Source organism: Mesorhizobium sp. B2-3-7 (assembly GCF_006442695.1).
Taxonomy (GTDB): domain Bacteria; phylum Pseudomonadota; class Alphaproteobacteria; order Rhizobiales; family Rhizobiaceae; genus Mesorhizobium.
Map to the genome: position 1 here is coordinate 512773 of NZ_VFVV01000001.1, position 24081 is coordinate 536853.

Here is a 24081-nt window from a genome sequence, read left to right on the forward strand (position 1 = left end):
GCTGGCAACAGCGCCGATAGCTCAAGCCAAAAACACCTTCTCGAACGCCTGTTTGCCGGGCGGCGAAAAAATCACGGCGCGGCTGTCCTTCTCCCGGCGCGCCCATTTCTCGGTGAGGATCTTGTCGAGGATGGCGGCGCCCAGCGTGCCGGCGAGATGCGAGCGCCGTACGCTCCAGTCGAGGCAGGCGCGGCACACCGGCCGCCGGGCCTTTGCCTCCACATCGATGCCCATCGCCGCGAAATGCGAGGCGGCCGAAGGCGCCAAGCGGATTTCGCCGCGGTCTCGCAGCAGCAGCCTCCGGTCGATGAGGCGGTCGAGCATCGCCACCGCCTGCTCGCCGGCAAGATGATCGTAGCAGACGCGCGCCACGCGCATCGCCCCGTCGCGAGGGCCCGGCCGCACGCGCCTGGGGCCGATGGTTTCGGCGACGCCGGCGATGGCTTCGATCATTTCAGCCACCTGCGGCCCGGCGAGCCCGTAATAGCGATGCCGGCCCTGGCTTGCCACGGTCAGCAGCCCGCCTTCCATCAGTTTCGACAGATGCGAGGAGGCGGTCGGCATCGATACGCCGGCCTCGAGCGCCAGTTCGCTTGCCGTCAGCGCCGTGCCGCCCATCAATGCGTTGAGCATGTTGGCGCGGGCCGGGTCGCCGATCAGGCTGGCGATGCGGGCAATGTCGGGTCCTTCGCGCATAGTTTCATCCCTATCGAAGCATTCTCGCCAGATAATCACTATCCTTCGCTGAGCTCAAGGAGCGCTGACGATGCTCCTGACAGGAAACTGCTTAGCACACCGGCGTAGGCGACGTTTCGACAGAGATCGAATTATCTGTGCGTCAACTCAGGGAGACCGGAATGACCATCACCTGCTTCATCCGCTACGAGATCGATCCGTTCGGCAAGGCCGCGTTCGAGGAATATGCCCGCAACTGGGGCCAGGCCATTCCGCGCTGCGGCGCCGACCTGATCGGCTACTACGCGCCGCATGAAGGCTCGGCCACGACCGCCTATGCGGCCTACAACATAGAAAGCCTGGCCGCCTATGAAGCCTATAGGGCCCGGCTTGCCGCCGACCCGGCCGGCAAGGCAAACTACGAATTCGCCCGCCGTGAAAAATTCATCCTCAAGGAGGACCGCATGTTCCTGAAACTGGCGTCCGGCCCGCACGCGAAGCTGGTGCTGCCGTGATCGCCGTCATCTTCGAGGTCGAGCCGGCCGCGGGCAGGCGCGACGCCTATCTGGGCATCGCCGCCCAGTTGCGGCCGCTGCTTGAAGGCATCGATGGCTTCATCTCGGTCGAGCGCTTCCAGAGCCTCGCCAATCCGGACCGCATCCTGTCACTATCGTTCTGGCGCGACGAGGATGCGGTGAAGACCTGGCGCAACACGCAAGAACACCGGCAGGCGCAGCAGGCCGGGCGCGGCGGCATCTTTGCCGACTACCGCCTGCGCATCGCGCACGTCGTGCGCGATTATGGCTTGAGTGAAAGGCAACAGGCGCCGGTGGATAGCCGGGCCGTGAACGGCTAATCGGCAGGTTCATCCTTCTCCACAAGGGGAGAAGGATGAACCCTATGCGTTCCCGATCAGCACGCCCGCCGCGAACACCAGCGCGCCGCCGAGCACCACCTGGAAGGCGGCGCGCAGGAAGGGTGTCTGCATGTAGCGGTTCTGGACGAAGGCGATGGCCCAGAGTTCGAAGAACACCACCACGGCGGCAACCGCTGTCGCCGTCCAGAAATGCGGGATCAGGTAGGGCAGCGCATGGCCGAGGCCGCCGAGCGTCGTCATGATGCCCACGGTCAGGCCGCGCTTGACCGGCGAACCCCGACCCGACAGCTTGCCGTCGTCGGAGGCGACCTCGGTGAAGCCCATCGAGATGCCGGCGCCGATCGAGGCGGCGAGGCCGACGAGAAGCGTCTGCCACGTGTCATGCGTGGCAAAGGCGGCGGCGAAGATCGGCGCCAGCGTCGATACCGAGCCGTCCATCAGTCCGGCCAGTCCCGGCTGCACATAGGTGAGGATGAACTGGCGCTGCTCGGCCGTCGCCTCCTCGACCTTCACGGTGCCCGGCACGTGCTGCTGCTCCAGCCGCTGCGCCATGCTCTCATGGCTCTGTTCCGCCGCCGCCAGTTCGTCGAGCAGCTTTCTGGTCGAGGCATCGGTGGTGCGCCTGGCCGCCTCGACATAGAACAGATAGGCCTGCCGCTCCATCGCCTCGGCCTGGCGGCGTACCTGCTCGATGCCGAGCGGCTTGACCAGCCAGTCGGGCTTGCGCTCGTAATAGCCCTTCACATGCTCGCGCCGGATCAGCGGAATGCGCTCCCCGAAACGCCTGCGGAAAAGCTCGATCAGCGCGTCGCGATGACCGTCCTCCTCCTCGGCCATGTCCTCGAACATCTTGGCCGATTGCGGAAAATCCTCCGCCAGCCCATCCGCATAGGCGCGATAGATGCGCCCGTCGTCTTCTTCCGACGAGATGGCAAGCGCCAGGATCTCCTGTTCGGAGAGCGAATCGAAGGAGCGGCGGCCGAAGCCGAAAACACGGGAAAGCATGAGGAAATCACCCTAGTTTAGAATTGTTCTAAACTAAAGTTTGCTGCCGCATCGGTCAATCGTGCGCCTGGGCAGTGGTCAAGATTTGTTGAAGCCGCCATTCGGCGCCGCCTCTTCATTATCGGCAAATGTTCACTTATATGACCAAACTCAAGCCAACAACCGAGGAAGCCGCCGATGACTGCAAAGCCGGACGCCCATCACTTCGACCCGAAACCCGTCCTCGACCTCATAGCCAGCATCGAGGCCGATCTGCAGCGCCTGAAAGGTCTGGTCGAGCAGCAGATCGAGAAGTTCGATCCCGCCAACCCGCACAACAAGACCCTCGACGGCAAGCTGACCGAGGAAGGCGTCGAGTGCTGCTACCGCATGTTCGACGAAGGCAAGTCGCGCTATTCGGTCTCCCAGCAGATGAAGATTTCCTTTGCCGCCGCCACCCATCGCTTCAACGCCTGGCGCAAGGCCGGCGGCAACAAGCGGCAGCGGACGTTGTTGGGGTGAGGGTTGAACTGGACGGACCGGCAGGCAGGTGACTGCCAGCACTGCCGGCCGTCGTGATCTCAAACCTTGTGAGGGTTACATTTTTTTGTTGGCCTCGCGCGGCCCTTTGCGTGCACCATGGCCGGACCACATCTTACAGGACCCGCCATGACCACGCCTCCCGGCATCGCCGATATCCACGCCGCCGCCGCCCGGCTCTCCGGCCTTATCGTCGAGACGCCGCTGATCGAATCGCCCGAGCTCAACAGCCGCTTCGGCGGCCGCATCCTGTTCAAGCCGGAAACGCTGCAGCGTACCGGCTCGTTCAAGTTCCGCGGCGCCTACAACAAGCTGTCCTCGCTATCGGCCGAGGAGCGTGGCCGCGGCGTGGTCGCCTTTTCCTCGGGCAATCATGCGCAAGGCGTTGCCGCTTCCGCCGCCATGTTCGGCGTCAGGGCGGTCATCGCCATGCCGTCGGACGCACCGGCCATGAAGATCGGCAATGTCCGCAAGATGGGCGCCGAAGTGGTCGCCTTCGATCGCGTCCGCGAAGACCGCGTGGCCGTGGTGCGGCCTTACGTGGAGAAGGGCATGGTCCTGGTGCCGCCCTATGACGATCCCGCCATCATCGCCGGCCAGGGCACGATCGGCCTCGAACTGCTGCGTCAGGCCAAGGCGCTTGGCGTGAGCCTCGACGCCGTCATCGTTCCCTGTGGCGGCGGCGGGCTGAGCAGCGGGATTTCGATCGCGGTCAAGGACGGTTCGCCCGCCACCGCCGTCTGGGCGGCAGAGCCGGAATTTTTCGACGACACCAGCCGGTCGCTGGCCAAGGGCACCAGGGTAGCGAATGAGCCCGGCCACACCTCGATCTGCGATTCACTTCTCGTCGCCGAGCCGGGCGCGCTCACTTTCGAGATCAATCGCAGGACGCTGGCCGGCGGGATTGCCGTCTCGGAGGAGGCGACGAAGCAGGCCATGCGCGACGCCATGGCCCATCTCAAGCTCGTCGTGGAGCCCGGCGGCTGCGTCGGGCTCGCCGCGCTCTCGTCGGGCAGGATCGACTTGGCCGGCAAATGCGTGGCCGTGGTGCTGTCTGGCGGCAATGTCGATTTCGACGCCTATGCCAAGATCATGGCTGCTGCCGCTTGACGCCCGCCCTGCATGGCAGGGCGGGCAGCCTTGTTGTTTCGCAATTCCGGATGGAAACCGCTGCGCACTTTTCCTGGAATTGCCCAGTGCCCGTCAGCTGATGACGGTGCCGTCAGTCGATGACTTTCACGATGCGACGGGTTCCGGGATCGACGAGGACGGTCTGACCGTTGACGACGACATAGCGGTACTGCACATCAGGAACATCGATCGCATGCAGCTCAACAGTGTCCGGCAAGGTCGAGCCGATGGCCAGCTGGACGCCCAGCAGGTCGACCGAGGCGATCGGCTTCTTGTGCACATATTCGCGGATAACGGTCTCCTGCTGCGGCTCGATGATCACGTCCTGAGCAGCGGCGGCACCGATGCCGGCGGCTAGCAGAAGCCCGGCCGCGGTGGCGGAAAGATACAGTCTCATCATTGCCTCCATTGCTGGTCGATAGAGCGCAATACAGTTGCAAGTCTCGGCTCTATCTCGTTGTTTTGGTGGCATTCCGCACCCCGCCAGATGATGCGGCCGGACTCGAGATGCCAAAGGCTTCGCTTGCACTGAGGGGGCCGTCTTGGCCCGCAAGTGGCAGCGGCGAGGCTGATCGACAACGCCGGGGCAGAAGCATGGTTCCAACGGGAGGGTCCAGGGCTCGATGGAACCCTGGACCGCCCCAGCGGCTGTTTTCAGTCCAGCGTGCGGCGGAAGCGGACCAGGGCGACGCCGGCAAACAGCGCCACGAACACCATCAGCCAGCCGATCTCCACGGCCACCGCCGGCAGCTGCGCGCCCTTCAGCATGACGGCACGGGTAATGCGCAGGAAATGCGTCAGGGGAAAGATCTCGCCAAAGATCTGCGCCCAGCCCGGCATGCCGCGATAGGGAAACATGAAACCCGAAAGCATGATCGACGGCAGGAAGAAGAAGAAGGTGAGCTGCAAGGCCTGCATCTGCGTGCGCGCGACGGTCGAGATCGTGTAGCCGAGCAGCACCAGGGACAGCACGAACACCAGCACCGCCGACAAGAGCAGCGTCATCGACCCCGTGAAGGGGATGGCGAACAGAAGCTTCGACGCCGCCAGCACCACCACGACCTGAACCGCGCCGACCGCCAGATAGGGCAGCACCTTGCCCAGCATGATCTCGAGCGGGCTGGACGGCATGGCGAGCAGGTTCTCCATCGTGCCGCGCTCTGTCTCGCGCGTCAGCGCGATCGAGGTCATCATCACCATCGTCATCTGCAGGATGACGCCGAGCAGGCCGGGGACGATGTTGTATTGCGAGATGCCCTCCGGATTGTAGCGCCGGTGCACGACCACATCGAGCTGGCCCCGGGCGGCCTCGGCGGCGGCCTCCTGCATGCCTTGCGCTCTGAGCAGCGCCTGGCCGGCGACGGTGCTGAGCGTCGAGATGGCGCCGCTGGCAACCGCCGGGTCGGTGGCGTCGGCCTCGATCAGGATCTGCGGATTGTCGCCGCGCTCCACCCGCCGCGCGAAATCGGCCGGAATGGTGACGACGAAGGCGACGTCGCCGCGCGCCATCAGGAATTCGGCCTCCTCGGCACTTTGCGCCACATGGTCGAAACGGTAGTAGCCGGTGGTCTGCAGCGCCGAGACCATGGCGCGCGTATAGGGATCGCTGCTCGTCGCCACGAGTGCCGCCGGCAGGCTCTTCGGGTCGTTGTTGATGGCGTAGCCGAACAGCACCAGCTGGATCAGCGGCACGCCCAGCATCATGGCGAAGGTGATGCGGTCGCGGCGCATCTGGATGAACTCCTTGATCAGCAGCGCGCCGAGCCGGGCTAAGGAGAAGACCGCGTTCATGCCATGTTGTCCTTCGAGCCGGACATGAACTGAATGAAGACGTCCTCGAGGCTGGTTTCGCCCGGCGCAACCGTCACGCCCTTGTGTTCCTTCTCGACATCGGCCAGCGCCGTCTCCAGCTTCTTCCTGTCGGCTCCCACGACATGCAGCGTCGCGCCGAACGGCGCCACCTGGTCGACGCCCGGCCGGCCTTCGAGCGCTTGCGCCACCTGGTCGAGGCGCGGGCCCTGCAGGACGAAAGTGGTCAGGCCGGCATTCCTGACCACCTCGGCGACGGTGCCCGTCGCCAGCATCTTGCCGTAGGAGATATAGCTGATGCGATGGCAGCGCTCGGCCTCGTCCATGTAGTGGGTGGAGACCAGCACGGTCAGCCCGCCGCTCGCCAGCCGGTGGATCTCGTCCCAGAACTCGCGCCGCGCCTTGGGGTCGACGCCGGCCGTCGGCTCGTCGAGCAGAAGCAGCTTGGGCTTGTGCATGATGCAGGCGGCCAGCGCCAGCCGCTGCTTCCAGCCGCCCGATAGCGTACCGGCGAGCTGGTTGCGGCGTGTCGTCAGGCCGAGCTCCTCCAGGGTCCTGGCGACATGCTCCTCGACCGGCTTCAGCCGGTAGAGCCGCGCCACGAATTCGAGGTTCTCGCCGATCGTCAGATCCTCGTAGAACGAGAATTTCTGCGTCATGTAGCCGACCTCGCGCTTGATGCGCAGGCTGTCGGTGAGGATGTCGAAACCCAGCACCGTGCCTTCGCCCTCGTCCGGGGTCAGCAGGCCGCACATGATGCGGATGGTGGTGGTCTTGCCCGAGCCGTTGGGGCCGAGGAAGCCGACGATCTCGCCTTCCGCCACCGTCATCGTGACATGGTCGACGACGGTTTTGTCGCCGAAGCGCTTGACCAGGCCGTGCACGTCGATGACGTTCATTTTCCTGAAACCGCCAGCTCGACGTCGACGATCTGGCCCGGCTGCAAGGCGCCGGCGCCGCCCTCCGGCCGCGCCTCGACGAGGTAGACCAGCTTCTGCCGGTTCTCCAGCGAATAGATCACCGGCGGAGTGAATTCCGGATCGGGCGAGACATAGCTGACGCGCGCCTTCACATCCGGGCCGCAACCGTCGCAATGGACGCGGAGCAAGGTGCCGACCTTGACGGAGGAGAAGGCGGCTTCCGGTATATAGACGCTGAGCTTCACCGCGCCGTCGGGCAGCACGGAGATGACGGGCGCGGTCGGACCTGCCGTGTCGCCCGGATTGCGAATGACGTCGCTGACGCGGCCCGGAGAAGGGGCCGCCAGGGTGCGCTTGGATAGCCGCCACGCCGCTTGGTCGAGCGCGGCCTGTGCCTGCTTGACCTGACTTTCGGCGGCCCTGATCGTCTCGGGACGCGCCGGCAGGCCGCCGGCGGCGAGATTGGCCTGCGCCTGTCCGACCTGCGCGTTGGCCGTCTCCAGCGTGGCCGAGGCGGTGTCGTAGTCGGCCTGCGTGCCGGTGCCGCGCTTGAAGAGGTCGGCGGCGCGGTCGTATTTGCGTCTGGCATCGTCAGCCTGCGCCTTGGCCATGTCGACCTGGGCCTTGAGGGCGGCGATTTCTTCCGGCCGCTTGCCTACCTGCAGATCGGCAAGCTGCGCGCGCGCCTGGGCGAGACTTGCCGTGGCCTGTGCGACCGCGATTTTCGCGTCGGCGTTTTCCAGCGTCACGATCGTGGTGCCCGATGTGACGCGATCGCCGCGCTTGACCGCGACGGTCTCGACCTGCGCCACCTCGATCGGCGCCAGCAGCACATAGTCGCCTTCGACATACCCGACGGCCAGCGGAGAAGCCGGTGCGCAGGCGCCGAAGAGTTGAGCGGCAAGCGGCAGCGAACAAAGAAAGCTCATCGTCTCGATCCCTTCCGGGCGGCCAGTATGGCGCTGAGGTTCTCCGATGTGACGGCCGCCACCTTGGCGGCCTCGGCGGCGCCGATCTCGCGCCAGCCCATGCGGCGCATGACCGCCTCGCGGCCGATGCGGAAATAGATGACCTGTCCGATCAGCGTGAACACGGTGAGCCGGGTCGCCTCGCTCTCGGCCGCCTCGCCGGTCGCCTGTTCCCAGAGCAGGCACAGGCGCCGATGCGTCGGCTCGAACACGCCGTCATAGATGCGGTCGAGCGCCGCGGTCGGGTGCGAGAGCTCGCGCAGCACGAACTGCACGATCTCACCGGCCTGCGGCTGCGCCACAACGAATGCCACCATCCGCTCCAGCGCGGCGAACAGCTGCGCGCGCGCCGTCTCGGCGTTCGCGATTGCCGGCGCCCGCGTCTCGCCGAGTGCCTGGCCGGCGACCGATTGTATGGTGTCCACGATATGGTCGGCGGCGGCGAGGCGCAGCCCCTCCTTGCTGCCGAAGTGATAGGCGATGGAACCGATATTGGCCTTGGCCTCCGCCGCGATCTCGCGCGTGGAGGTGCCGTCGAAGCCTTGTCGTCCGAACAGCTTGAGCGCCGCGCGGACCAGCGCTTCACGCGTCATCTCCGCAGCGGGCGGCTCACGGCGAGGAGTTCGGGCTTCGGGCGGCTTGATCATGTGGCATACTTTAATCAATCGATTGATTAAAGTCAAATCCGAGTTCGGACATGGCTTGCCATGCCGGCCCGCGCGGGCTTTAGTGCGCGGCCATGGGCAAGGAAGTCGAGCGCAAGTTCCTGGTCTCCGGCACGGCATGGCGGGATCTGGTCGAGACGGACATCCGCATCCTCCAGTTCTATCTCGCCGCCGCGCCAGGACGCACGGTGCGCGTGCGCATCAGCAACGGCGCCTCGGCCAGGTTGACGCTCAAATTCGGCAGCACGGCGCGGGAGCGCGACGAATTCGAATATCCCATTCCGCTGGCCGACGCCGTGGAGATGCTCGGCTTCGCCATCGGGCGTGTCATCGAGAAGACACGTCATCATGTTAGGCATGGCGGCTATCTCTACGAAGTCGATGTCTTCGGCGGCGCGCTGGCGGGGCTTGTGATGGCCGAACTCGAAACGCCGGACGATGTTCCGGATGAAATGCTGCCAGACTGGCTCGGCCGCGAAGTGACTGGCGAACAGAAATTCTACAACGCGTCGCTCGCCCTCGGGGGGATTCCGGAGATCGCCGCATGAGCTTTCGCATCGATCCGCGCCTGCCGCTGACCGGCGAGGTCAGGCGTATCCTGGCCGAGGAAATCGGCAAGGCGCTTGCTCATCTCGACATGGCGCGTGACAGGCCGGAACAGGGATTGCACAAATCCCGCAAACGACTGAAGAGCGTGCGTGCCTTGTTGCGTCTGGTTCGTTCCGGTGACGAAACATTCTGCCGCACGGAGAATGAATGTTATAGGCAGGTCTCGGCATTGCTCGCCGGACCGCGCGAGGCGACCGCCTTGATCGAGACGATCGACCGCCTGGCCGACACCTTTCCGGGGCAAAGCGCCGGTCACGGCCTCGGCCCCGCCCGCGATCGCCTGGTGATGCGCCAGCACGCGCTTCATGCCGGCGCCGGTCTCGACGCGGCCATAAAAGCTGCCATCGCCGCCTGCCAGGAGGGCGTCGAACGCGTCGACAGGCTGTCCTTGCCGGACCAGCCGGAGCAGGCCGCCGACATTCTGGCGGAGGGCGCCCGCGCCACATTGCGGCGCGCGCGCAAAGCACTGGACAAGGCGGCCTCGAGCGGCGGGGCCGAGGATTTCCACGACCTGCGCAAGGCGGCCAAGACCCACAGCATGCATCTGTCGCTGCTCGGCCGCCTGTGGCCGACGCCAATTAAGGCTCGTCGCAAGGCGGTCGACAAGCTCGCAGAGCAACTCGGCGAACTGCACGACGTCTTCGTCATGCGCGCGATGCTGGAGGCCGGCGGCGAGCCGCTTGGGCCGCCCGGGGATACGAAACTCCTTGGCAAACTCCTGAAGCATTCCGAAAAGAGCCTGAGGAAGTCCTGCCTTGCCGAGGCGGCCGAACTGTTCGGCGACAGTCCCAGGCGCTCGACGAAGAAGCTGGCCCGCAAGGCGCGCGACGATCTTGCCGGCGCTCCGCCCGCGGAGGAATTGGCGGCGAGGTGACGCAACGGCATTCATCGCCGGTCATGCCGGCATTGGCCGTGTATGGCTCGCCGGGAGGGGCTGGCCCTTCATTCGCGCACCGGCATCGGTACCGACGGCAAGTCGATCCTCTATATCCCGCTGATGAACGAGGGCGAAGTCGCGGCGCTGAAGCTGGATTGAGAAGATTTTCGGAGCCGGCCGCACGAGAGCCTTTGCCACATGGGCCGGGCGGATCTAAAACCAGCCGCCATGAGGATGGTCGTCCGCCGCCCGCTCGCTCGTTCGGAACTGCCGCACGATACGGCCGCTCTCGCGCGCTATCTCATCGGCAAGATCGTGGTCCGGGAATTGCCCGAAGGCATTGCCAGCGGCCGCATCGTCGAGACCGAGGCGTATGTCGCCGGCGATGCTGCCGGGCACGGCTTCAGGGGAATGACCCCGCGCAATCGCTCGCTGTTCCTCGAGCGCGGGCATGCCTATGTCTATCTCGCCTACGGCATCTCATACATGCTGAATGTCTCGAGCGAGATGCCCGGCATCGGAACCGGCGTCCTGATCAGGGCACTGGAGCCGCTCGACGGCATTCCGATCATGCAGCTCAATCGCGGCATCGAGCGCCTGCGTGACCTGGCGCGAGGACCGGGAAGGCTCGCCATGGCGTTGCGGATCGACCGTTCGCTCGACGGGCTCGATCTTTGCCGGGAAGGCCCTCTATGGCTTGCAAGCGATGGCCGCGACCCCGGCGAAATCGGGCAGGGCGTTCGGATCGGCATTTCGAAGGATGCCGACCGCCTGCTGCGATTTTACGTCCGGGGAAGTCCGTTTGTCAGCGGTTCACGATCGCTCAACCCATGAGAGGTGCTTCCCGGCGCGTTGAAAGGAAGATGAATGCAAGCTACTGCGCTGCCCTTTTTCCCTCCAACTGCGCCTGCGCTGCCCGGATCGAGGCGGCGTAGGTCACCAGCGGGCGCTTGAGGCCGTGGTTGATCAGCGTGCGTCTTGTCTGCGGCGAAGCGCCAGATATGACAAAGCGCACGCCGGCGCGCCTGGCCTTGTGCGCCGCACCCTCGATGACATTGGCCGCGGTCGAATCGAAGAACGGCACCGCCGAGCAGTCGAGGATGAAGTTCTTGCGCTGGTCGGCGATGCGGTCGAGCACCGCGCCGACGGTCGAAGCGGCGCCGAAGAAGAATGCGCCGGAGATGCGGTAGACGACGGTGTTGGCGTCGGTCGCGTCCCTGGAATCATAGACGCTCTTGCGGTCGGCGACGTCCTCAGGCACCAGCGTCTGGTCGGCCTCGACGGCGATGGATTTCGCCATGCGGTCGATGAACAGGATCGAGCCCAGCGCGAATCCGACAACGATGCCTTCGGTCAAGTCGCGGAAGACCACGATCAGGAAGGTGGCCATCAGCACCAGCGCATCGCCGCGCGAGGCGCGCAGCAGCGTGGCGAAAGCCTGCTTCTCGAACATGTTCCAGCACACCACCGCCAGCACGCCGGCGAGGGCGGAGAGCGGGATGTAGCTGGCGAGCGGCGCTGCCGCCAGCATCAGGACGAGCAGGATCATGGAGTGGATCATGCCCGAAACCGGCCCGTGCGCGCCGGCCCGCACATTGGTGGCGGTACGGGCAATGGTGCCGGTGGTGCAGATGCCGCCGAACAGGGCCGAGGCGATGTTGGCGAAGCCTTGCGCCACCAGTTCGCAGTTGGAACGGTGCCGGCGGCCGGTCATGCCGTCGGCGACGACGGCCGACAGCAAGGATTCGATGGCGCCCAGCAACGCGAAGGCGATGGCGTCCGGCAGCACGTCGATCATCCTGTCGAGGCTGACGGGGGGAAGCGCCGGCCATTGCAGGCTGCGCGGGATCCCGCCAAAGCGCGTGCCGATCGTCTCGGCCGGCAGCGCAAACAGCGCCACCGCGAGCGACGCCAGACCGATGGCGATCAACATCGCCGGCCATTTCGGCCGCCAGCGCTTCAGGAAAGCGATGGTTGCGATTGTCAGCACCGCCACGAAGGTCGCCGCGAGATTGATCGTGCCGGCCGCCTCGCCGATCGCCGTCAGCTTCGGCACCAGCGGGCCTGGCTCCTTGCCGGCGAGCTTCAGCCCGAACAGTTCGACGATCTGGCCCGAGAAGATGATGACGGCGATACCGGCGGTAAAGCCGACCGTCACCGGATAGGGAATGAACTTTATGTAGGTGCCGAGCCGCAGATAGCCGATGGCGATGAGGAAGATGCCGGCCATCATCGTCGCCAGCAACAGCCCGTCCACGCCGACCCGCGCGACCGTCGCCGCCACCAGCACGATGAAGGCGCCCGCGGGGCCGCCGATCTGGAAACGGCTGCCGCCGAACGCCGAGATGATGAAGCCGCCGATGATCGATGTGTAGAGCCCGCGCTCCGGCGTCACCCCTGATGCGATGGCGATTGCCATCGACAGCGGCAAGGCGACGATGGCGACGGTTAGCCCGGCAATGGCATCGGCCCTGAGATGTTCGAGCCTGTAGCCTTCGCGCCAGACCGTCACCAGTTTCGGTGTGAACAGTTCGGAAAAAGTCGGCTTTGCCGGCCCATGGGTCGGTTTGCGCGCGGTTTCGTTGAGCGTCTGCCCGATCTCGTCCATGGACTTCCTTCCGCACCTGAAAGGCGGCGGGATCGTCGGCAGGACTGTCGGCGGTCGCCGTCGCGACTTATGCCGGCTCAGCTTTCGGATTGGGCGGCACGGCAGGCTTGAGGCGCACGCCCCGGCCGCCGCGCTCACTGGGTTGATTCTCGCCGATCAGCTCCACCCCGGCCTCGTCGAGGGCCTGGATGACCTTCATCAGCGTATCGACCACACCCCTGACCACGCCGTCGCTCGCTTCCATGCGCTGGATGGTGGGAAGCGAAACGCCGGCGCGCTCGGCGAGCGTCTTCTGATCGATGCCGGCCAGCGCCCTCGCGGCGCGCATCTGCGCGGCAGTGATCATCGGCCGGAATCCCCGTCTGAGTCTGCGGATATGATGTATAATACGATCATTATGATGTTTCAAGCATCAGGATGTACGCTTGAGCCTTGATCATCATCGCTATCGAGCATTTTTCGGATACTTCCCGAGCATTGAGAGCTATGGTGTTCCATCTGGGGCAGGGGATAACGTGGTTGACCATTTTCAAGACATTGACGACATCGGCATGCCTGGTATCGGTGGTCCTTCTGCTAACGGGCTGCGGACACTTGATCAACCGGCTGATCTGACCGCTTCCCGGTCGAGCGTCGTCAGACGTCGTCACGCACCACCCTGCGCCGTTGCAGGACCCTTGCCGCCAACCAGCACAGCATGGCCCAGGCAAAGCCCGCGCACCAGCCGGCCAGCACGTCCGACGGCCAGTGGACGCCGAGATAGATGCGGCTGATGCCGACCAGCACCGTCGTCAGCACGGCGAGCGCCAGAACATAGATCTTCGTCGTCCGGCCCTGCAGGAAGCGCGCCGCAAGCGAGCCCAATGTGAGATAGGTCACCGCCGAAAGCATCGCGTGGCCGCTCGGGAAGGAAAGCGAGGTCTCGTTGACCAGATGCGAGACGAGCTCGGGCCGCGGCCGGTCGACGCCGAGCTTCAGCAGGCTCGACAGCATCTGGCCGCCCGCCACGGCGACGAAGATGAGAAGCGCGGTCCCGGGCCTGCGGATCAACAGCAGATAGATGATCGTCGCCGCCGTGATCAGCACCAGCACGCTGGTGCTGCCGAGGCTGGTGATGTCGCGCATCGCCCCTTCCATCCATGGCGGGCCGATCGGGATACCGGGTTGGCCGGCCTGGCGGAAGGCAAGCATGATTTCAGCGTCGAAGGCGTGCGGCGTGGTGGCCCGTGCCACCTCCATCAACTCCACGAAGCCCCACAGGCCGGCGGCGACGACAAGGCCGGCCAGCAGCACCGGGAATTCGACCCGGCTCAGCAGAGCCTTTGCCGCAGTCTTCATCGAACCTCGTTTCGCAACCATGGTTTGCCGGTCATCGCCCTTGCACATAGGGCCCGAGCGTGATCAGCGCCACGGCGGCAATCGCCAGCACGATGCCGGCCGCTTGCAGCGTATTGATGCGCTCGCCGAAGAATATCAGCGCCACCAGATTGACCGATACCAGCTGGATGACGGCCGACAGGCTGAACGACACCGACATGCCGAACTCGCGAATCAGCCGCAGCATGATCAGGTTGCCCAGCGAATAGAGCGCAAGCGTCAGCACGATCTTGCCCAGGCTGGGCGCCATCCCCCATTGCTTGGCGGCCGCCGCCGCCAGCAGAAAGATCACGGTCGAAAGACCGAGCTGAAGTAACCCCGAAAAACTCACCCTGCCCTCGATATTGATGCCGGTCGTCCGTGCCTTGTTTCGCAAGCGCGTCGGGACGTCAAGCAGCTGCCGTGGGACCAGGCTCTTGTGTCGGCAGGACCGAAGCGCCAAAGTCGCGGCCACTACCCTGCCCCTGCGGGTGGGGGCGAGGAGCGTGGCGTGCGATTTCTCGAAACCTTGTCGCGGCGCTGGAACGGGCTTACGCTGGCGCTGCAGTTCATCATTGCCGGCGGCTTCGGGCTGCTTGCGGTGATGCTGGTGGTCGGCTTCTGGGTCACCGCGCAAATCCGCGAAAGCGTGCTCCACAATTCGGCGGCCACGACTGCCCTTTATGTCGACAGCGTGATCGCTCCGCTGCTCCCCGATCTGCGCACGAACCATCAGCTCGATGACGCCGTCAAACGGGCGCTTGACGAGACCCTCGGCCAAGGCGCGCTCGGCAAACGGCTGTTTTCCTTCAAGCTGTGGCGTCGGGACGGCACGGTGCTGTATTCGAAGGACACGGCCTTGATCGGCCGGCAGTTCGGCCCGAGCGCCAACCTGCGTGCCGCCTTCGCCGGGAATGTCGTCGCCGAGTTCAACGAGCTAGGCGACGAGGACGACAAGGAGGAGAGGGCCGCGGGCGTGCCGCTGCTGGAAATCTACAATCCAGTCCGCGAACCCTGGTCGGGCGAGGTGGTCGCCGTCACCGAATTCTACGAGATCGCCGACGATTTCCAGGCAGCTCTGGCTTCCGCCTTGCTGTCGAGCTGGCTGATCGTGGCCGGCGCCACGCTGGCGGCGCTGCTGCTGTTGTCGGGGATCGTCATACGTGGCAGCCGCACCATCGACAAGCAGCGCGGCGTTCTGCAGGGCCAGGTCTCCGAGCTGCAGGCGCTGGTTTCGCAAAACCGGGCGCTGCGCCTGCGCGTCCAGCAGGCGTCGCGCCGTGCCACGGCGCTCAATGAACGATACTTGCGTCGCATCGGCGCCGACCTTCACGACGGGCCGGCTCAGCTCGTCGCGCTGGCGGCGCTGCGTGTGGATAGCCCCGCCATTTCCGGCGAGGGTGCCTCCAGCGACAGCCGCAACGCCGAGATCGCCATGATCCGCATGGCGCTGGACGACGCGATGCGTGAAATCCGCGGCATCTGCAACGGCCTCGTCCTGCCGCAGATAGAAACGGCCGCGACCGGCGACATTCTGCGTCTTGCCGTCGACGAGCATCAACGCAGGACCCGCAGTTCCGTGGCGCTGACCCTATCCAGGCAGTTGCCCGAACTGGGCGCTTCGGAGAAGATCAGCATCTATCGCTTCGTCCAGGAGGGGCTGAACAACGCCTATCGTCATGGGCAGGGCAAGGATCAGGAGGTGAAGGCCGGGATGACAGGCGGCAAGTTCTTCGTTGAAGTGTCGGACGGCGGGCCCGGATTCGACCCGAGGCGAGCCGAGGGCCTGGGGCTCGCCGGCATCAGGGAGCGTATCGAAAGCATTGGTGGCCAGTTCGAGACCACGACCGGGCCGCAGGGAACACGATTGATGATTACGCTAGCCGTCGAGGATCAACCATGATCGGTACCATCCGTGTCGCCATTGTCGACGACCACCCTCTGTTTCGCGAAGGCGTTACCCGCAGCCTGTCGGAGATCGGCGGCTTCGAAATGGTGGACCAGGGCGCCACGGCGCAGGATGCCGAACGCATCGCCTCGACTTTGCAGCCCGACATACTGCTGCTCGACATCAGCATGCCGGGTGACGGCCTTGCGTCGGTGGCCGGCATACTGGGTGCCAATCCCGGACAGAAGATCGTCATGCTGACGGTCTCGGAGGCCAATGCCGACGTGGCGCGGGCGCTGAATGCCGGTGTGCGCGGCTATGTGCTGAAGGGGGTCGGCTCGCGCATGCTGGCCGAAATCCTCCATGGTGTCGCGGCCGGCGAGACCTATGTGTCGCCGACCCTGTCGGCTCGCCTGCTTTCGGACCTGCAATCGCTGCAGCCGGCCAACGGCAGGACGGATCGCCTGCGTCAGCTCACCGGACGCGAGGCCGAGATCCTGCAGCTGGTGGCGGAAGGGCTGAGCAACAAGGAAGTGGCGCTGCGGCTGGCACTGCAGGAAAAAACGGTCAAGCATCACATGACCGGTGTGCTGTCCAAGCTCAACGTCCGCAATCGCACCGAGGCGGCGCTGCTGATGCGCGAAGCGCGGGATCGGGCCGGCAGCTAATCCTGGTCGGCCGCAAGGGATCCCCGGTTTGGGATAACGACACGCATAAATGAAAACCTGAAGCGCGGTGCAGCAGCGGAACGCTCCAGGGCAAAAAAGACGGCCCCTATACGGGGCCGGAGCGACAAGGTCACCTCCGCCGGGGGGCGGCGGAGGTGACACGTAAAGCGGGCGATGCCTATTGCCCGCTCTACAACCCCTTGAGGCGGCTTATATCCGCCGCCGTCGCAGGGCGCTCGACGATCGTGCGGCCCAGAGCGTCGGTCATTTTGAAGCGACCCTTCTCGATCTCTTCCCCGAAGCCGTTAGGGTGCTGCACCACGATCTTGTTGTCGTCTATTTCGACACGATCGCCGGTTGTTGCGTTCACATGCTTGCCGGAGCTGTTGGCACCCTTCCCCTTGCCGTTGTTGCCGGCGCCATTGTTCCCGTTGCCGCCAGCGTTGCCATTGTTGCCTCCGGCGTTGCCATTGTTGCCTCCGGCGTTGCCATTGTTGCCGCCGCCGTTATTTCCATTGCCGCCATTGCCGTTACCGCCACCACCGCCATTGCCGCTGTTCCCGCCAGGCTTGGCTTGGGCGCTGGACGCGACAATGCCTGCGGCGGAACCGTGAAAATCGAGGTGATAGGGGGCGATGGTCAGCGCCAGTGCCGGCACTGCTCTCAGGGCCAGCCAGCAACAATGAGCCATGATCGAGCTGCGCATCAGTCCCTCACTTGATCGGACCGGCAAAATTCAGAGGCCATCTCGTGCAGGTACGCGACCATCGGCGACATGGCGTGTTCGTGTAAGTGGCCCACGACCGATGCCGCGGCAATCCGGACCTTCGCCCCGATCGGTTTAGGACCTTGGTCCGAGTTTCAAACCGGATGTGGCGCGAGGTTCGCGGTCAAGCTGGCGGGTGCACGAATGTCACGAAAGTGTGACCGATCGTCTATAAGGGGTCGAAACGCGTGACACGCTCCAGCCATCCAGCCAGAGGCAGACCATGACCGACCATCGCTCGCCCGACGCCCGATTCCGCACCAGCCTGCTTGAGGAAAACGACGGTCCGGCGACCAACCCCACCGAAAACCGCACCATGGGCGAAATCATTGCCGAGCGGTTCTCCCGCCGCGCCTTCCTCAAGGGCTCGCTGGCCGTCTCGGCCATTGCCGCCACCGTCAGCCCGCTGGCGCTCGTGGCCGCCGACGATGCGCGTGCCGCCGAGGGCTCCGCCTTCTCGTTCGAGGAACTCGAAGCCGGTATCGACGACAAGCACCATGTCGCGCCGGGCTACGATGCCGACGTGCTGTTGCGCTGGGGCGATCCGCTGTTTGCCGATTCGCCGGAGTTCGACCCGGCCAGGCAGTCGGCTGAGGCCCAGGCAAGACAATTCGGCTACAACAATGACTATGTCGGCTATATCGGGATCGGTGGCTCCGCCGAGCATGGCCTGCTGGTCGTCAACCACGAATACACCAATCCGCATCTGATGTTCCCGGGCATCGTCAAGATCGTCGAGAAGGACGGCAAGAAGGCGGCCGAACTCGCGCCGCTCTCGAAGGAGCAGGTCGATGTCGAGATGGCGGCACATGGCGGCACCATCGTCGAGATCCGCAAGGAAGGCGGCAAGTGGCAGGTGGTGCGCGACGGCAAGTTGAACCGCCGCATCACCTCCAACACCGAAATGGCGCTGTCGGGCCCGGTCGCCGGTCATGACCGCGTCAAGACCAATGCCGACCCATCCGGCACCAAGGTCATCGGCACATTCAACAACTGCGCCGGCGGCGTCACGCCTTGGGGCACCTATGTCATGGCCGAGGAGAACATCCACGGCTATTTCTCCGGTGAACTGCCGGAAGGCCATAAGGAAGCCGCCAACTACAAGCGCCTCGGCATTCCGGAAGGCGCCTATGAATGGGGCGCGCATTACGATCGTTTCGACCTCGCCAAGGAGCCGAACGAGCCCAACCGTTTCGGCTGGATCGTCGAGGTCGACGTCAACGATCCGACATCCACGCCCAGGAAGCGCACCGCAATGGGCCGCTTCAAGCATGAAGGCGCCGAATCGATCGTCGCCAAGGATGGCCGCGTCGTCTTCTATCTCGGCGACGACGAGCGCTTCGAGTACGTCTACAAATTCGTCACCGCGGGCCGTTTCGATCCGGACGACCGCGCCGCCAACATGAACCTGCTCGACGACGGCACGCTGCATGTCGCCAAATTCGCCGCGGACGGTACGGTGGACTGGCTGCCGATCGTCTTCGGCCAGGGCCCGCTGACGGCCGAGAACGGCTTTGCCGGCCAGGCCGACGTGTTGATCGAGACGCGGCGTGCCGCCGACCTGCTCGGCGCCACCAAGATGGACCGTCCCGAGGACATCCAGCCCAATCGTGTCAACGGCAAGGTCTATGTCATGCTGACCAACAATTCCAAGCGCAAGGCCGACCAGGTCGACGCCGCCAACCCGCGCGCCGACAACGCCTTCGGCCATATCATCGAGATATCGGAGGATGGCGGCGATTTCGCCGGCACCAGGGGCAAATGGGAGGTGCTCCTGAAATGCGGCGATCCGGCGGTTGCCGATGTCGGCGCCACCTTCTCCACCGCCACCACGGCCAATGGCTGGTTCGGCATGCCCGACAATTGCGCGGTCGATTCGGCCGGGCGCCTGTGGGTCGCCACCGACGGCCAAGGGCCGAAGGCTACCGGCCGCACTGACGGCCTGTGGGCGGTCGACACCGAAGGGCCGGCGCGCGCGACGTCAAAACTGTTCTTCCGCGTGCCGATCGGCGCTGAAATGTGCGGGCCGCTGTTTGCGCCCGACGATCAGACCGCCTTCGTCGCCGTCCAGCATCCGGGCGACGGCGGCGAGGACTGGGAGGCGTTCGGCCGCCCGTCCTATTATGAGGATCCGTCGACGCGCTGGCCCGATTTCAAGCCGGACATGCCGGTGCGGCCGGCGGTCGTCGCCATTACCAGGCAAGGCGGCGGCAAGATCGCGATTTAGAGGGCAATTCCAGGAAAGTGGGGTTCCGTCCGACGCGTAAAACGAACCTCCAGCCCGGTTCAGGGGCCGGAATTGGCGATCCGCCGGGCAATCCGCTCGGCGATCGCCTTGGCCTGGATGGCGGCGTTGGCGAAGCAGCCGCGGATGCTCGGCCGCATGCCGGTGAACCAGAGGCCAGGCAGTTTCGGATCGGCATCCCCGCCATTGAAGAGCGGAACGCCCTTGCCGTCGAGCACGCCGAGATCGCCGACCATCTGCTCAAGCCCGGTGCGGTATCCCGTCGCGGCAATGACGATGTCGGGATCGATCAGGCTGCCATTGGCCAGGATGACGCCGTCGCGGGTGAATTCCCGCACCGCCGGCACGACGGTGATCCTGCCCGAGCGGATGGCGTCGATCGCGCCCTCGTCGGCGGCGATCGCGGTGTAGTCGGTGGTCAGGCGGCTGGCGCCGCCCACCGGTGCCGGCGGCACGCCGAATTTCGTCAGGTCGCCGAAAACCAGGCGCTGCGTCAAGGCGATCACCGCATCGGCGACCCGCAAAGGCAACCGCGCCATCAGCGGCGACAGCCGGTGCACGGCAATCTTGCCGATGCGCTTGGGCAGGACCGACGGACCATTGCGGGCCGACAGCCACAGCGAGGCGGTGCTTGCCTGGGCCAGGTGGTTGAGCGCGTCTATACCCGAATTGCCGGCGCCGACGACCAGCACCTTCTTGCCGGCATAGTCCTTCGCGTCGCCGAAATCCGCCGAATGGATGATGCGGCCGGCGAAATCCCGCATTCCTTTCCATTCGGGGATGAACGGCTGTCTGTCGCGGCCGGTGGCGATCACGACGTGGCGCGCCAGGCGCTTCCCGGCGCTGGTTTCTATCGCCCAGTGGTCGCCCCGGAACAGGACCGCCTCGACGGCGACGCCGAGCTCCACCGGCAGCCGGTTCGCCTCGCTGAAATCGTTCAGATAGCGGATGACGGCGGTTCTGTGGGGGAAGGCGAGCGTGCCCTTCGGATAGGCAAGGCCGGGAAGTGCCGAAAGGTCGCGGTGAGTATTGAGGCGCAGCTGCTGGTGACGCCGATGCCATGGCTCCGCCAGCCGGCTCTCCTTTTCCAGGATCGCCGTCGCCACGCCGGCCTTTACCAAGGCCTGCGCTGCCGCGAGACCGGCGGCGCCGGCGCCGATGACGATCGCCGGTTCGATGGTTACCGTCTGGTGCGCTGCCGGTCTGATTGTCGTATCTGCCATTCGCTCACGAACCCCATTCCACCCTTGTGGCGCTTCCGCCGACACCGGCAGAACGCCCTCCCGCGCATGATCCATACAGCAGATCGGCCCCGGATTTCGAGGCCATGCGCCGCACCGCGGTTGCGTCCTATATGGCATATACGCGAGATCGGCGATAATCAGGTCGCGGCAATGTGATTGATTCGAGATCCGGGGGCTGGCGGATCTCTGTTACCGGTACAGGAATCCGAAGTCCTCGAAACGCTTTTTTCGGCTTCCTGTGCAAAATCAAGGCGCCACGGCGTATAGCGTACCCGGGTGCGCGCCGCAGATGCACGCGGAATCTCGACCCATGCCCTCCTTGCGGATCTATCTCGACAAAATCCTCGAGCGTGCCTCGCCAAAGGTCGAGCGCCAGGCGTTCACCCATGCCGAACGGCTGGCGCTGGTGCGCCGCCACGGCGACTTCTCACTCGCCTACTCCTCCGCCGTGCAAGGCAGGCTCTCCTATTTCGGCGATGCCGACGGCTACATCGCTTTCGGCACCAAGATGAAGCATCATTTCGCGCTCGGCGACCCGGTCGCCGATCCGGCCCATCGGGCCGACTACATCAGGCGCTTCGTCGAGACCGCCGGCAGCCCCTGGTTCGTGCAGATCGGCGAACAGTCGGCGCGGGTGCTGGCCGGGCTCGGCTACAAGGTCAACCGGCTGGGCATCGACACCCGTCTGCCGCTGCCCGAACACGATTTTTCCGGCAAGCGCAACGAAACCGTGCGCTACTCCGAGCGCTGGCTGTTGAAGAAGGGCTTTTCGTTCGCCGAGGACAAGCGGACGATCTTTCTCGACGAGATCTCCCGGCTTTCGGCGAACTGGCGCGGCGACCGCATCGTCAAGCGTTGGGAAATGGGCTTCCTCAACCGGCACTTCGCCGATCATGTGGGCGTCGACATGCGCCGCTTCGTGCTGCACGGCCCCGATGGCGAACTGGTCGCCCTGCTCGACTTCGATCCGCTGTTTCGCGGCGACAAGGTCATCGGCTACACCACAGCCTTCAAGCGCAAGCACATCGACGCCTCGCCGCATGCGGAGGTCGGCCTGACCAAATTCGCCGTCGACCGCTTTCGCGAGGAAGGCATTTCGGTCGTCACGCTCGGGCTGTCGCCGCTGGTCGACGTCGGCCCCAGCGGATTCGCCGAAAGCGATTTCTGGCGCAACGCCTTCCAGCGCGCCTATGATTCGCCCTGGGTCAACCGCCGCCGCTTCAACCTGCAGGGGCAGGCGGCGTTCAAGCGTCGTTTCCACGGCATCGAGGAGCCGGTCTACGTCGCCTTCCGTAAGGGAACCTATGTCGAGATGCTGGGCCTGCTGCGGCTGGTGAAGGCGATCTAGCTCTGACCGCGGCTCGGCGTGGCTTCGCCCCTCAATTCCTCAGCCGGTAGCCGGTCCTGAATATCCAGGCGACGGTCGCCACGCAGATCAGCAGAAAAACCACGGTCATGCCGAGGCTGATGCCGACCGAAACGTCCGATTTTCCGAAAAAGCTCCAGCGGAAGCCGCTGATCAGATAGACGACCGGATTGAACAGCGTCACCGTGCGCCAGGCGCCCGGCAGCATGTTGATGGAATAGAAGCTGCCACCGAGGAAGGTCAGCGGCGTGATGATCAGCAGCGGCACCAGTTGCAACTGCTCGAAGCTCCTGGCCCAGATTCCGATGATGAAGCCGAACAGGCTGAAGGTCACCGCCGTCAGCACCAGGAAGGCCAGCATCCAGAACGGATGCTGGATGGAGAGCGGCACGAACAGCGAGGCCGTCGCCAGGATGATCAGGCCGAGGATGATCGACTTTGTGGCGGCGCCCCCGACATAGGCGAGGACGATCTCGAGATAGGAGACCGGAGCCGACAACAGCTCGTAGATCGAGCCGACGAATTTCGGGAAGTAGATGGCGAAGGAGGCGTTGGAGATCGACTGCGTCAAAAGCGACAGCATGATCAGCCCGGGCACGATGAAGGCGCCGTAGCTGATGCCGTCGATCTCGGTGATGCGCGAACCGATGGCCGAGCCGAAGACGACGAAATACAGCGACGTCGACAGCACGGGCGAGACGATGCTCTGCAAAACGGTGCGCAGCGCGCGCGCCATCTCCACCCGGTAGATCGCCCATACCGCGCGCAGGTTCATGGCTCTTGCCTCAGAAGATTGACGAAGATCTCCTCCAGCGAACTGTTCTGCGTGTCCAGGTCGCGGAACTGGATGTCGGCGGCCTCGAGATCGCGGATCAGCGACGCCACGCCCGGCCGGTCGCTCTGGTTGTCATAGGTGTAGGTGATCTGCCCGCCATCCGGCGACAATTCCAGGGCGTAGTGCGAGAAGGCGTCCGGAATGGCGCCGAGCGGGCTGCGCAGTTCCATCACCAGGCGCTTGCGGCCGAGCTTGCGCATCAGTTCGGCCTTGCCCTCGACCAGGATGATCTCGCCGCGGTTGATGACGCCGACGCGGTCGGCCATCGCCTCGGCTTCCTCGATATAGTGGGTGGTGAGAATGATGGTGACGCCGTCCTCGCGCAGCCGCCGCACCATCGCCCACATGTCCTGGCGCAGTTCGACGTCGACGCCGGCCGTCGGCTCGTCGAGGAACAGCACGCGCGGTTCGTGCGACAGCGCCTTGGCGATCATCAGCCGCCGCTTCATGCCGCCCGAAAGCGTGATCGCCTTGGCGTCCTTCTTGTCCCACAGCGACAGGTCGCGCAGCACCTTCTCGACAAAGGCATGGTTTGCCGGCTTGCCGAACAGGCCGCGGCTGTAGTTGACCGTCGCCCAGACGCTCTCGAAGGCGTCGATGGTCAGCTCCTGCGGCACCAGCCCGATCAGGCCGCGCGCGGCGCGATAGTCTCTGGTGATGTCGTGGCCATCCACCGTGACGCTGCCAGACGAACGGTTGACGATGCCGCAGACGATGGAGATCAGCGTCGTCTTGCCGGCGCCGTTGGGGCCAAGCAGCGCGAAAATCTCGCCGCGCTCGATGTCGAGATTGATTTCCTTCAGCGCCTTGAAGCCGGTGGCGTAGGTCTTGGTGACCCCGGAAATGGAGATGACAGGCTGCATGGCTGAAAACGGCTGCTTGAAAGAGGACCCCAGATATAGGACGAATGTCGCCGCATGCAACCGCAAGTCAATGCCGTTGCTGACAGTTCTCGACATTGCCGCCGCATGGCGCTGCGGCGTTCCGCCTCGCGGCGGGACGCCGCTTTGACCGGCTGGCCCTACAAGCCTATTCTCCGCTTATTAGAAG

At 64.9% G+C, this 24081-nt stretch carries 26 protein-coding genes; 11 read left to right on the top strand and 15 right to left on the bottom strand.

What is annotated here, in order from left to right; genetic code table 11:
* Positions 1 to 21: 21 nt before the first annotated feature.
* On the bottom strand, positions 22 to 696 hold the full coding sequence (locus FJ940_RS02630) for a winged helix-turn-helix domain-containing protein (protein ID WP_140514139.1): 675 nt from the start codon (positions 694 to 696) through the stop codon (positions 22 to 24).
* Positions 697 to 857: 161 nt separating this feature from the next.
* Between FJ940_RS02630 and FJ940_RS02635 the strand changes: the two genes are divergently transcribed.
* Positions 858 to 1190 (top strand): NIPSNAP family protein, encoded by a 333-nt coding sequence (locus tag FJ940_RS02635; RefSeq protein WP_140491782.1) that lies wholly within the window; start codon positions 858 to 860, stop codon positions 1188 to 1190.
* Complete coding sequence (locus FJ940_RS02640) at positions 1187 to 1531, top strand: antibiotic biosynthesis monooxygenase (RefSeq protein WP_140514140.1); 345 nt, start codon at positions 1187 to 1189, stop codon at positions 1529 to 1531. Before FJ940_RS02635 ends, FJ940_RS02640 begins: the two co-directional genes overlap by 4 nt.
* Positions 1532 to 1573: 42 nt before the next feature.
* Here FJ940_RS02640 and mbfA read toward each other — a convergent pair whose 3' ends face one another.
* Positions 1574 to 2557 (bottom strand): iron exporter MbfA, encoded by a 984-nt coding sequence (mbfA, locus tag FJ940_RS02645; protein WP_140491779.1) that lies wholly within the window; start codon positions 2555 to 2557, stop codon positions 1574 to 1576.
* Between the two features lie 177 nt (positions 2558 to 2734).
* Here mbfA and FJ940_RS02650 point away from each other — a divergent pair, with 177 nt between their 5' ends.
* Entirely contained in the window at positions 2735 to 3058 is a 324-nt protein-coding gene (locus tag FJ940_RS02650) for a hypothetical protein (protein WP_140514141.1), read from the top strand.
* Positions 3059 to 3205: 147 nt separating this feature from the next.
* Entirely contained in the window at positions 3206 to 4186 is a 981-nt protein-coding gene (locus FJ940_RS02655) for a threonine/serine dehydratase (RefSeq protein WP_140491775.1), read from the top strand.
* 112 nt (positions 4187 to 4298) lie between these two features.
* On the opposite strand, the gene FJ940_RS02660 is transcribed toward FJ940_RS02655, so the two are convergent.
* From FJ940_RS02660 to FJ940_RS02680, 5 genes are all read right to left on the bottom strand, one after another.
* Positions 4299 to 4604 (bottom strand): DUF1236 domain-containing protein, encoded by a 306-nt coding sequence (locus FJ940_RS02660; RefSeq protein WP_140491773.1) that lies wholly within the window; start codon positions 4602 to 4604, stop codon positions 4299 to 4301.
* A gap of 257 nt (positions 4605 to 4861) precedes the next feature.
* Positions 4862 to 5998, bottom strand: a complete 1137-nt coding sequence (locus tag FJ940_RS02665; RefSeq protein WP_140491771.1) for an ABC transporter permease — start codon at positions 5996 to 5998, stop codon at positions 4862 to 4864.
* Positions 5995 to 6915: an ABC transporter ATP-binding protein gene (locus tag FJ940_RS02670; RefSeq protein WP_140491769.1), complete on the bottom strand. Its 921-nt coding sequence runs from the start codon at positions 6913 to 6915 to the stop codon at positions 5995 to 5997. Before FJ940_RS02670 ends, FJ940_RS02665 begins: the two co-directional genes overlap by 4 nt.
* Entirely contained in the window at positions 6912 to 7865 is a 954-nt protein-coding gene (locus tag FJ940_RS02675) for an HlyD family efflux transporter periplasmic adaptor subunit (RefSeq protein ID WP_140514142.1), read from the bottom strand. Before FJ940_RS02675 ends, FJ940_RS02670 begins: the two co-directional genes overlap by 4 nt.
* Complete coding sequence (locus tag FJ940_RS02680) at positions 7862 to 8551, bottom strand: CerR family C-terminal domain-containing protein (protein WP_140514143.1); 690 nt, start codon at positions 8549 to 8551, stop codon at positions 7862 to 7864. Before FJ940_RS02680 ends, FJ940_RS02675 begins: the two co-directional genes overlap by 4 nt.
* A gap of 92 nt (positions 8552 to 8643) precedes the next feature.
* Between FJ940_RS02680 and FJ940_RS02685 the strand changes: the two genes are divergently transcribed.
* The 3 genes from FJ940_RS02685 (at position 8644) to FJ940_RS02695 (ending at position 10889) form a co-directional block, all read left to right on the top strand.
* Entirely contained in the window at positions 8644 to 9117 is a 474-nt protein-coding gene (locus FJ940_RS02685; protein WP_140514144.1) for a CYTH domain-containing protein, read from the top strand.
* On the top strand, positions 9114 to 10052 hold the full coding sequence (locus FJ940_RS02690; RefSeq protein WP_140514145.1) for a CHAD domain-containing protein: 939 nt from the start codon (positions 9114 to 9116) through the stop codon (positions 10050 to 10052). The genes FJ940_RS02685 and FJ940_RS02690 overlap by 4 nt, the downstream gene beginning before the upstream one ends.
* A gap of 237 nt (positions 10053 to 10289) precedes the next feature.
* Entirely contained in the window at positions 10290 to 10889 is a 600-nt protein-coding gene (locus FJ940_RS02695) for a DNA-3-methyladenine glycosylase (protein ID WP_140514438.1), read from the top strand.
* A gap of 40 nt (positions 10890 to 10929) precedes the next feature.
* Here the strand turns inward: FJ940_RS02695 and FJ940_RS02700 are convergent, their stop codons facing one another.
* The 4 genes from FJ940_RS02700 to FJ940_RS02715 all read right to left on the bottom strand — a co-directional run bounded on the left by FJ940_RS02700 (position 10930) and on the right by FJ940_RS02715 (position 14371).
* Positions 10930 to 12663 (bottom strand): SulP family inorganic anion transporter, encoded by a 1734-nt coding sequence (locus FJ940_RS02700; RefSeq protein WP_140514146.1) that lies wholly within the window; start codon positions 12661 to 12663, stop codon positions 10930 to 10932.
* 67 nt (positions 12664 to 12730) lie between these two features.
* Positions 12731 to 13009 carry a helix-turn-helix transcriptional regulator gene (locus FJ940_RS02705; protein WP_140491757.1) on the bottom strand — a complete coding sequence of 93 codons (279 nt, stop codon included), beginning with the start codon at positions 13007 to 13009 and terminating at the stop codon, positions 12731 to 12733.
* A 290-nt stretch (positions 13010 to 13299) separates the two neighbouring features.
* A complete protein-coding gene (locus FJ940_RS02710) occupies positions 13300 to 14001 on the bottom strand; it encodes a phosphatase PAP2 family protein (protein WP_140514147.1) in 702 nt (233 codons plus the stop codon).
* Positions 14002 to 14032: 31 nt separating this feature from the next.
* Entirely contained in the window at positions 14033 to 14371 is a 339-nt protein-coding gene (locus FJ940_RS02715; protein ID WP_140493450.1) for a hypothetical protein, read from the bottom strand.
* Between the two features lie 159 nt (positions 14372 to 14530).
* Between FJ940_RS02715 and FJ940_RS02720 the strand changes: the two genes are divergently transcribed.
* Positions 14531 to 15922 (top strand): sensor histidine kinase, encoded by a 1392-nt coding sequence (locus FJ940_RS02720; protein WP_140649535.1) that lies wholly within the window; start codon positions 14531 to 14533, stop codon positions 15920 to 15922.
* On the top strand, positions 15919 to 16575 hold the full coding sequence (locus FJ940_RS02725) for a response regulator transcription factor (RefSeq protein WP_140655128.1): 657 nt from the start codon (positions 15919 to 15921) through the stop codon (positions 16573 to 16575). Before FJ940_RS02720 ends, FJ940_RS02725 begins: the two co-directional genes overlap by 4 nt.
* A 190-nt stretch (positions 16576 to 16765) precedes the next feature.
* On the opposite strand, the gene FJ940_RS02730 is transcribed toward FJ940_RS02725, so the two are convergent.
* A complete protein-coding gene (locus FJ940_RS02730; protein ID WP_140655131.1) occupies positions 16766 to 17281 on the bottom strand; it encodes a hypothetical protein in 516 nt (171 codons plus the stop codon).
* Positions 17282 to 17564: 283 nt separating this feature from the next.
* Here FJ940_RS02730 and FJ940_RS02735 point away from each other — a divergent pair, with 283 nt between their 5' ends.
* Positions 17565 to 19568, top strand: a complete 2004-nt coding sequence (locus FJ940_RS02735) for a PhoX family phosphatase (RefSeq protein WP_140655134.1) — start codon at positions 17565 to 17567, stop codon at positions 19566 to 19568.
* A 59-nt stretch (positions 19569 to 19627) separates the two neighbouring features.
* Here FJ940_RS02735 and FJ940_RS02740 read toward each other — a convergent pair whose 3' ends face one another.
* Positions 19628 to 20809, bottom strand: a complete 1182-nt coding sequence (locus FJ940_RS02740) for an NAD(P)/FAD-dependent oxidoreductase (RefSeq protein WP_140625289.1) — start codon at positions 20807 to 20809, stop codon at positions 19628 to 19630.
* Positions 20810 to 21140: 331 nt separating this feature from the next.
* Here FJ940_RS02740 and FJ940_RS02745 point away from each other — a divergent pair, with 331 nt between their 5' ends.
* Positions 21141 to 22178 (top strand): phosphatidylglycerol lysyltransferase domain-containing protein, encoded by a 1038-nt coding sequence (locus tag FJ940_RS02745; protein ID WP_140655137.1) that lies wholly within the window; start codon positions 21141 to 21143, stop codon positions 22176 to 22178.
* 31 nt (positions 22179 to 22209) lie between these two features.
* Here the strand turns inward: FJ940_RS02745 and FJ940_RS02750 are convergent, their stop codons facing one another.
* Together FJ940_RS02750 and FJ940_RS02755 are read right to left on the bottom strand one after the other, a co-directional pair.
* Positions 22210 to 22971 (bottom strand): ABC transporter permease, encoded by a 762-nt coding sequence (locus FJ940_RS02750; RefSeq protein WP_140491741.1) that lies wholly within the window; start codon positions 22969 to 22971, stop codon positions 22210 to 22212.
* Complete coding sequence (locus FJ940_RS02755; RefSeq protein WP_140655140.1) at positions 22968 to 23894, bottom strand: ABC transporter ATP-binding protein; 927 nt, start codon at positions 23892 to 23894, stop codon at positions 22968 to 22970. The genes FJ940_RS02750 and FJ940_RS02755 overlap by 4 nt, the downstream gene beginning before the upstream one ends.
* Positions 23895 to 24081 lie beyond the last annotated feature (187 nt).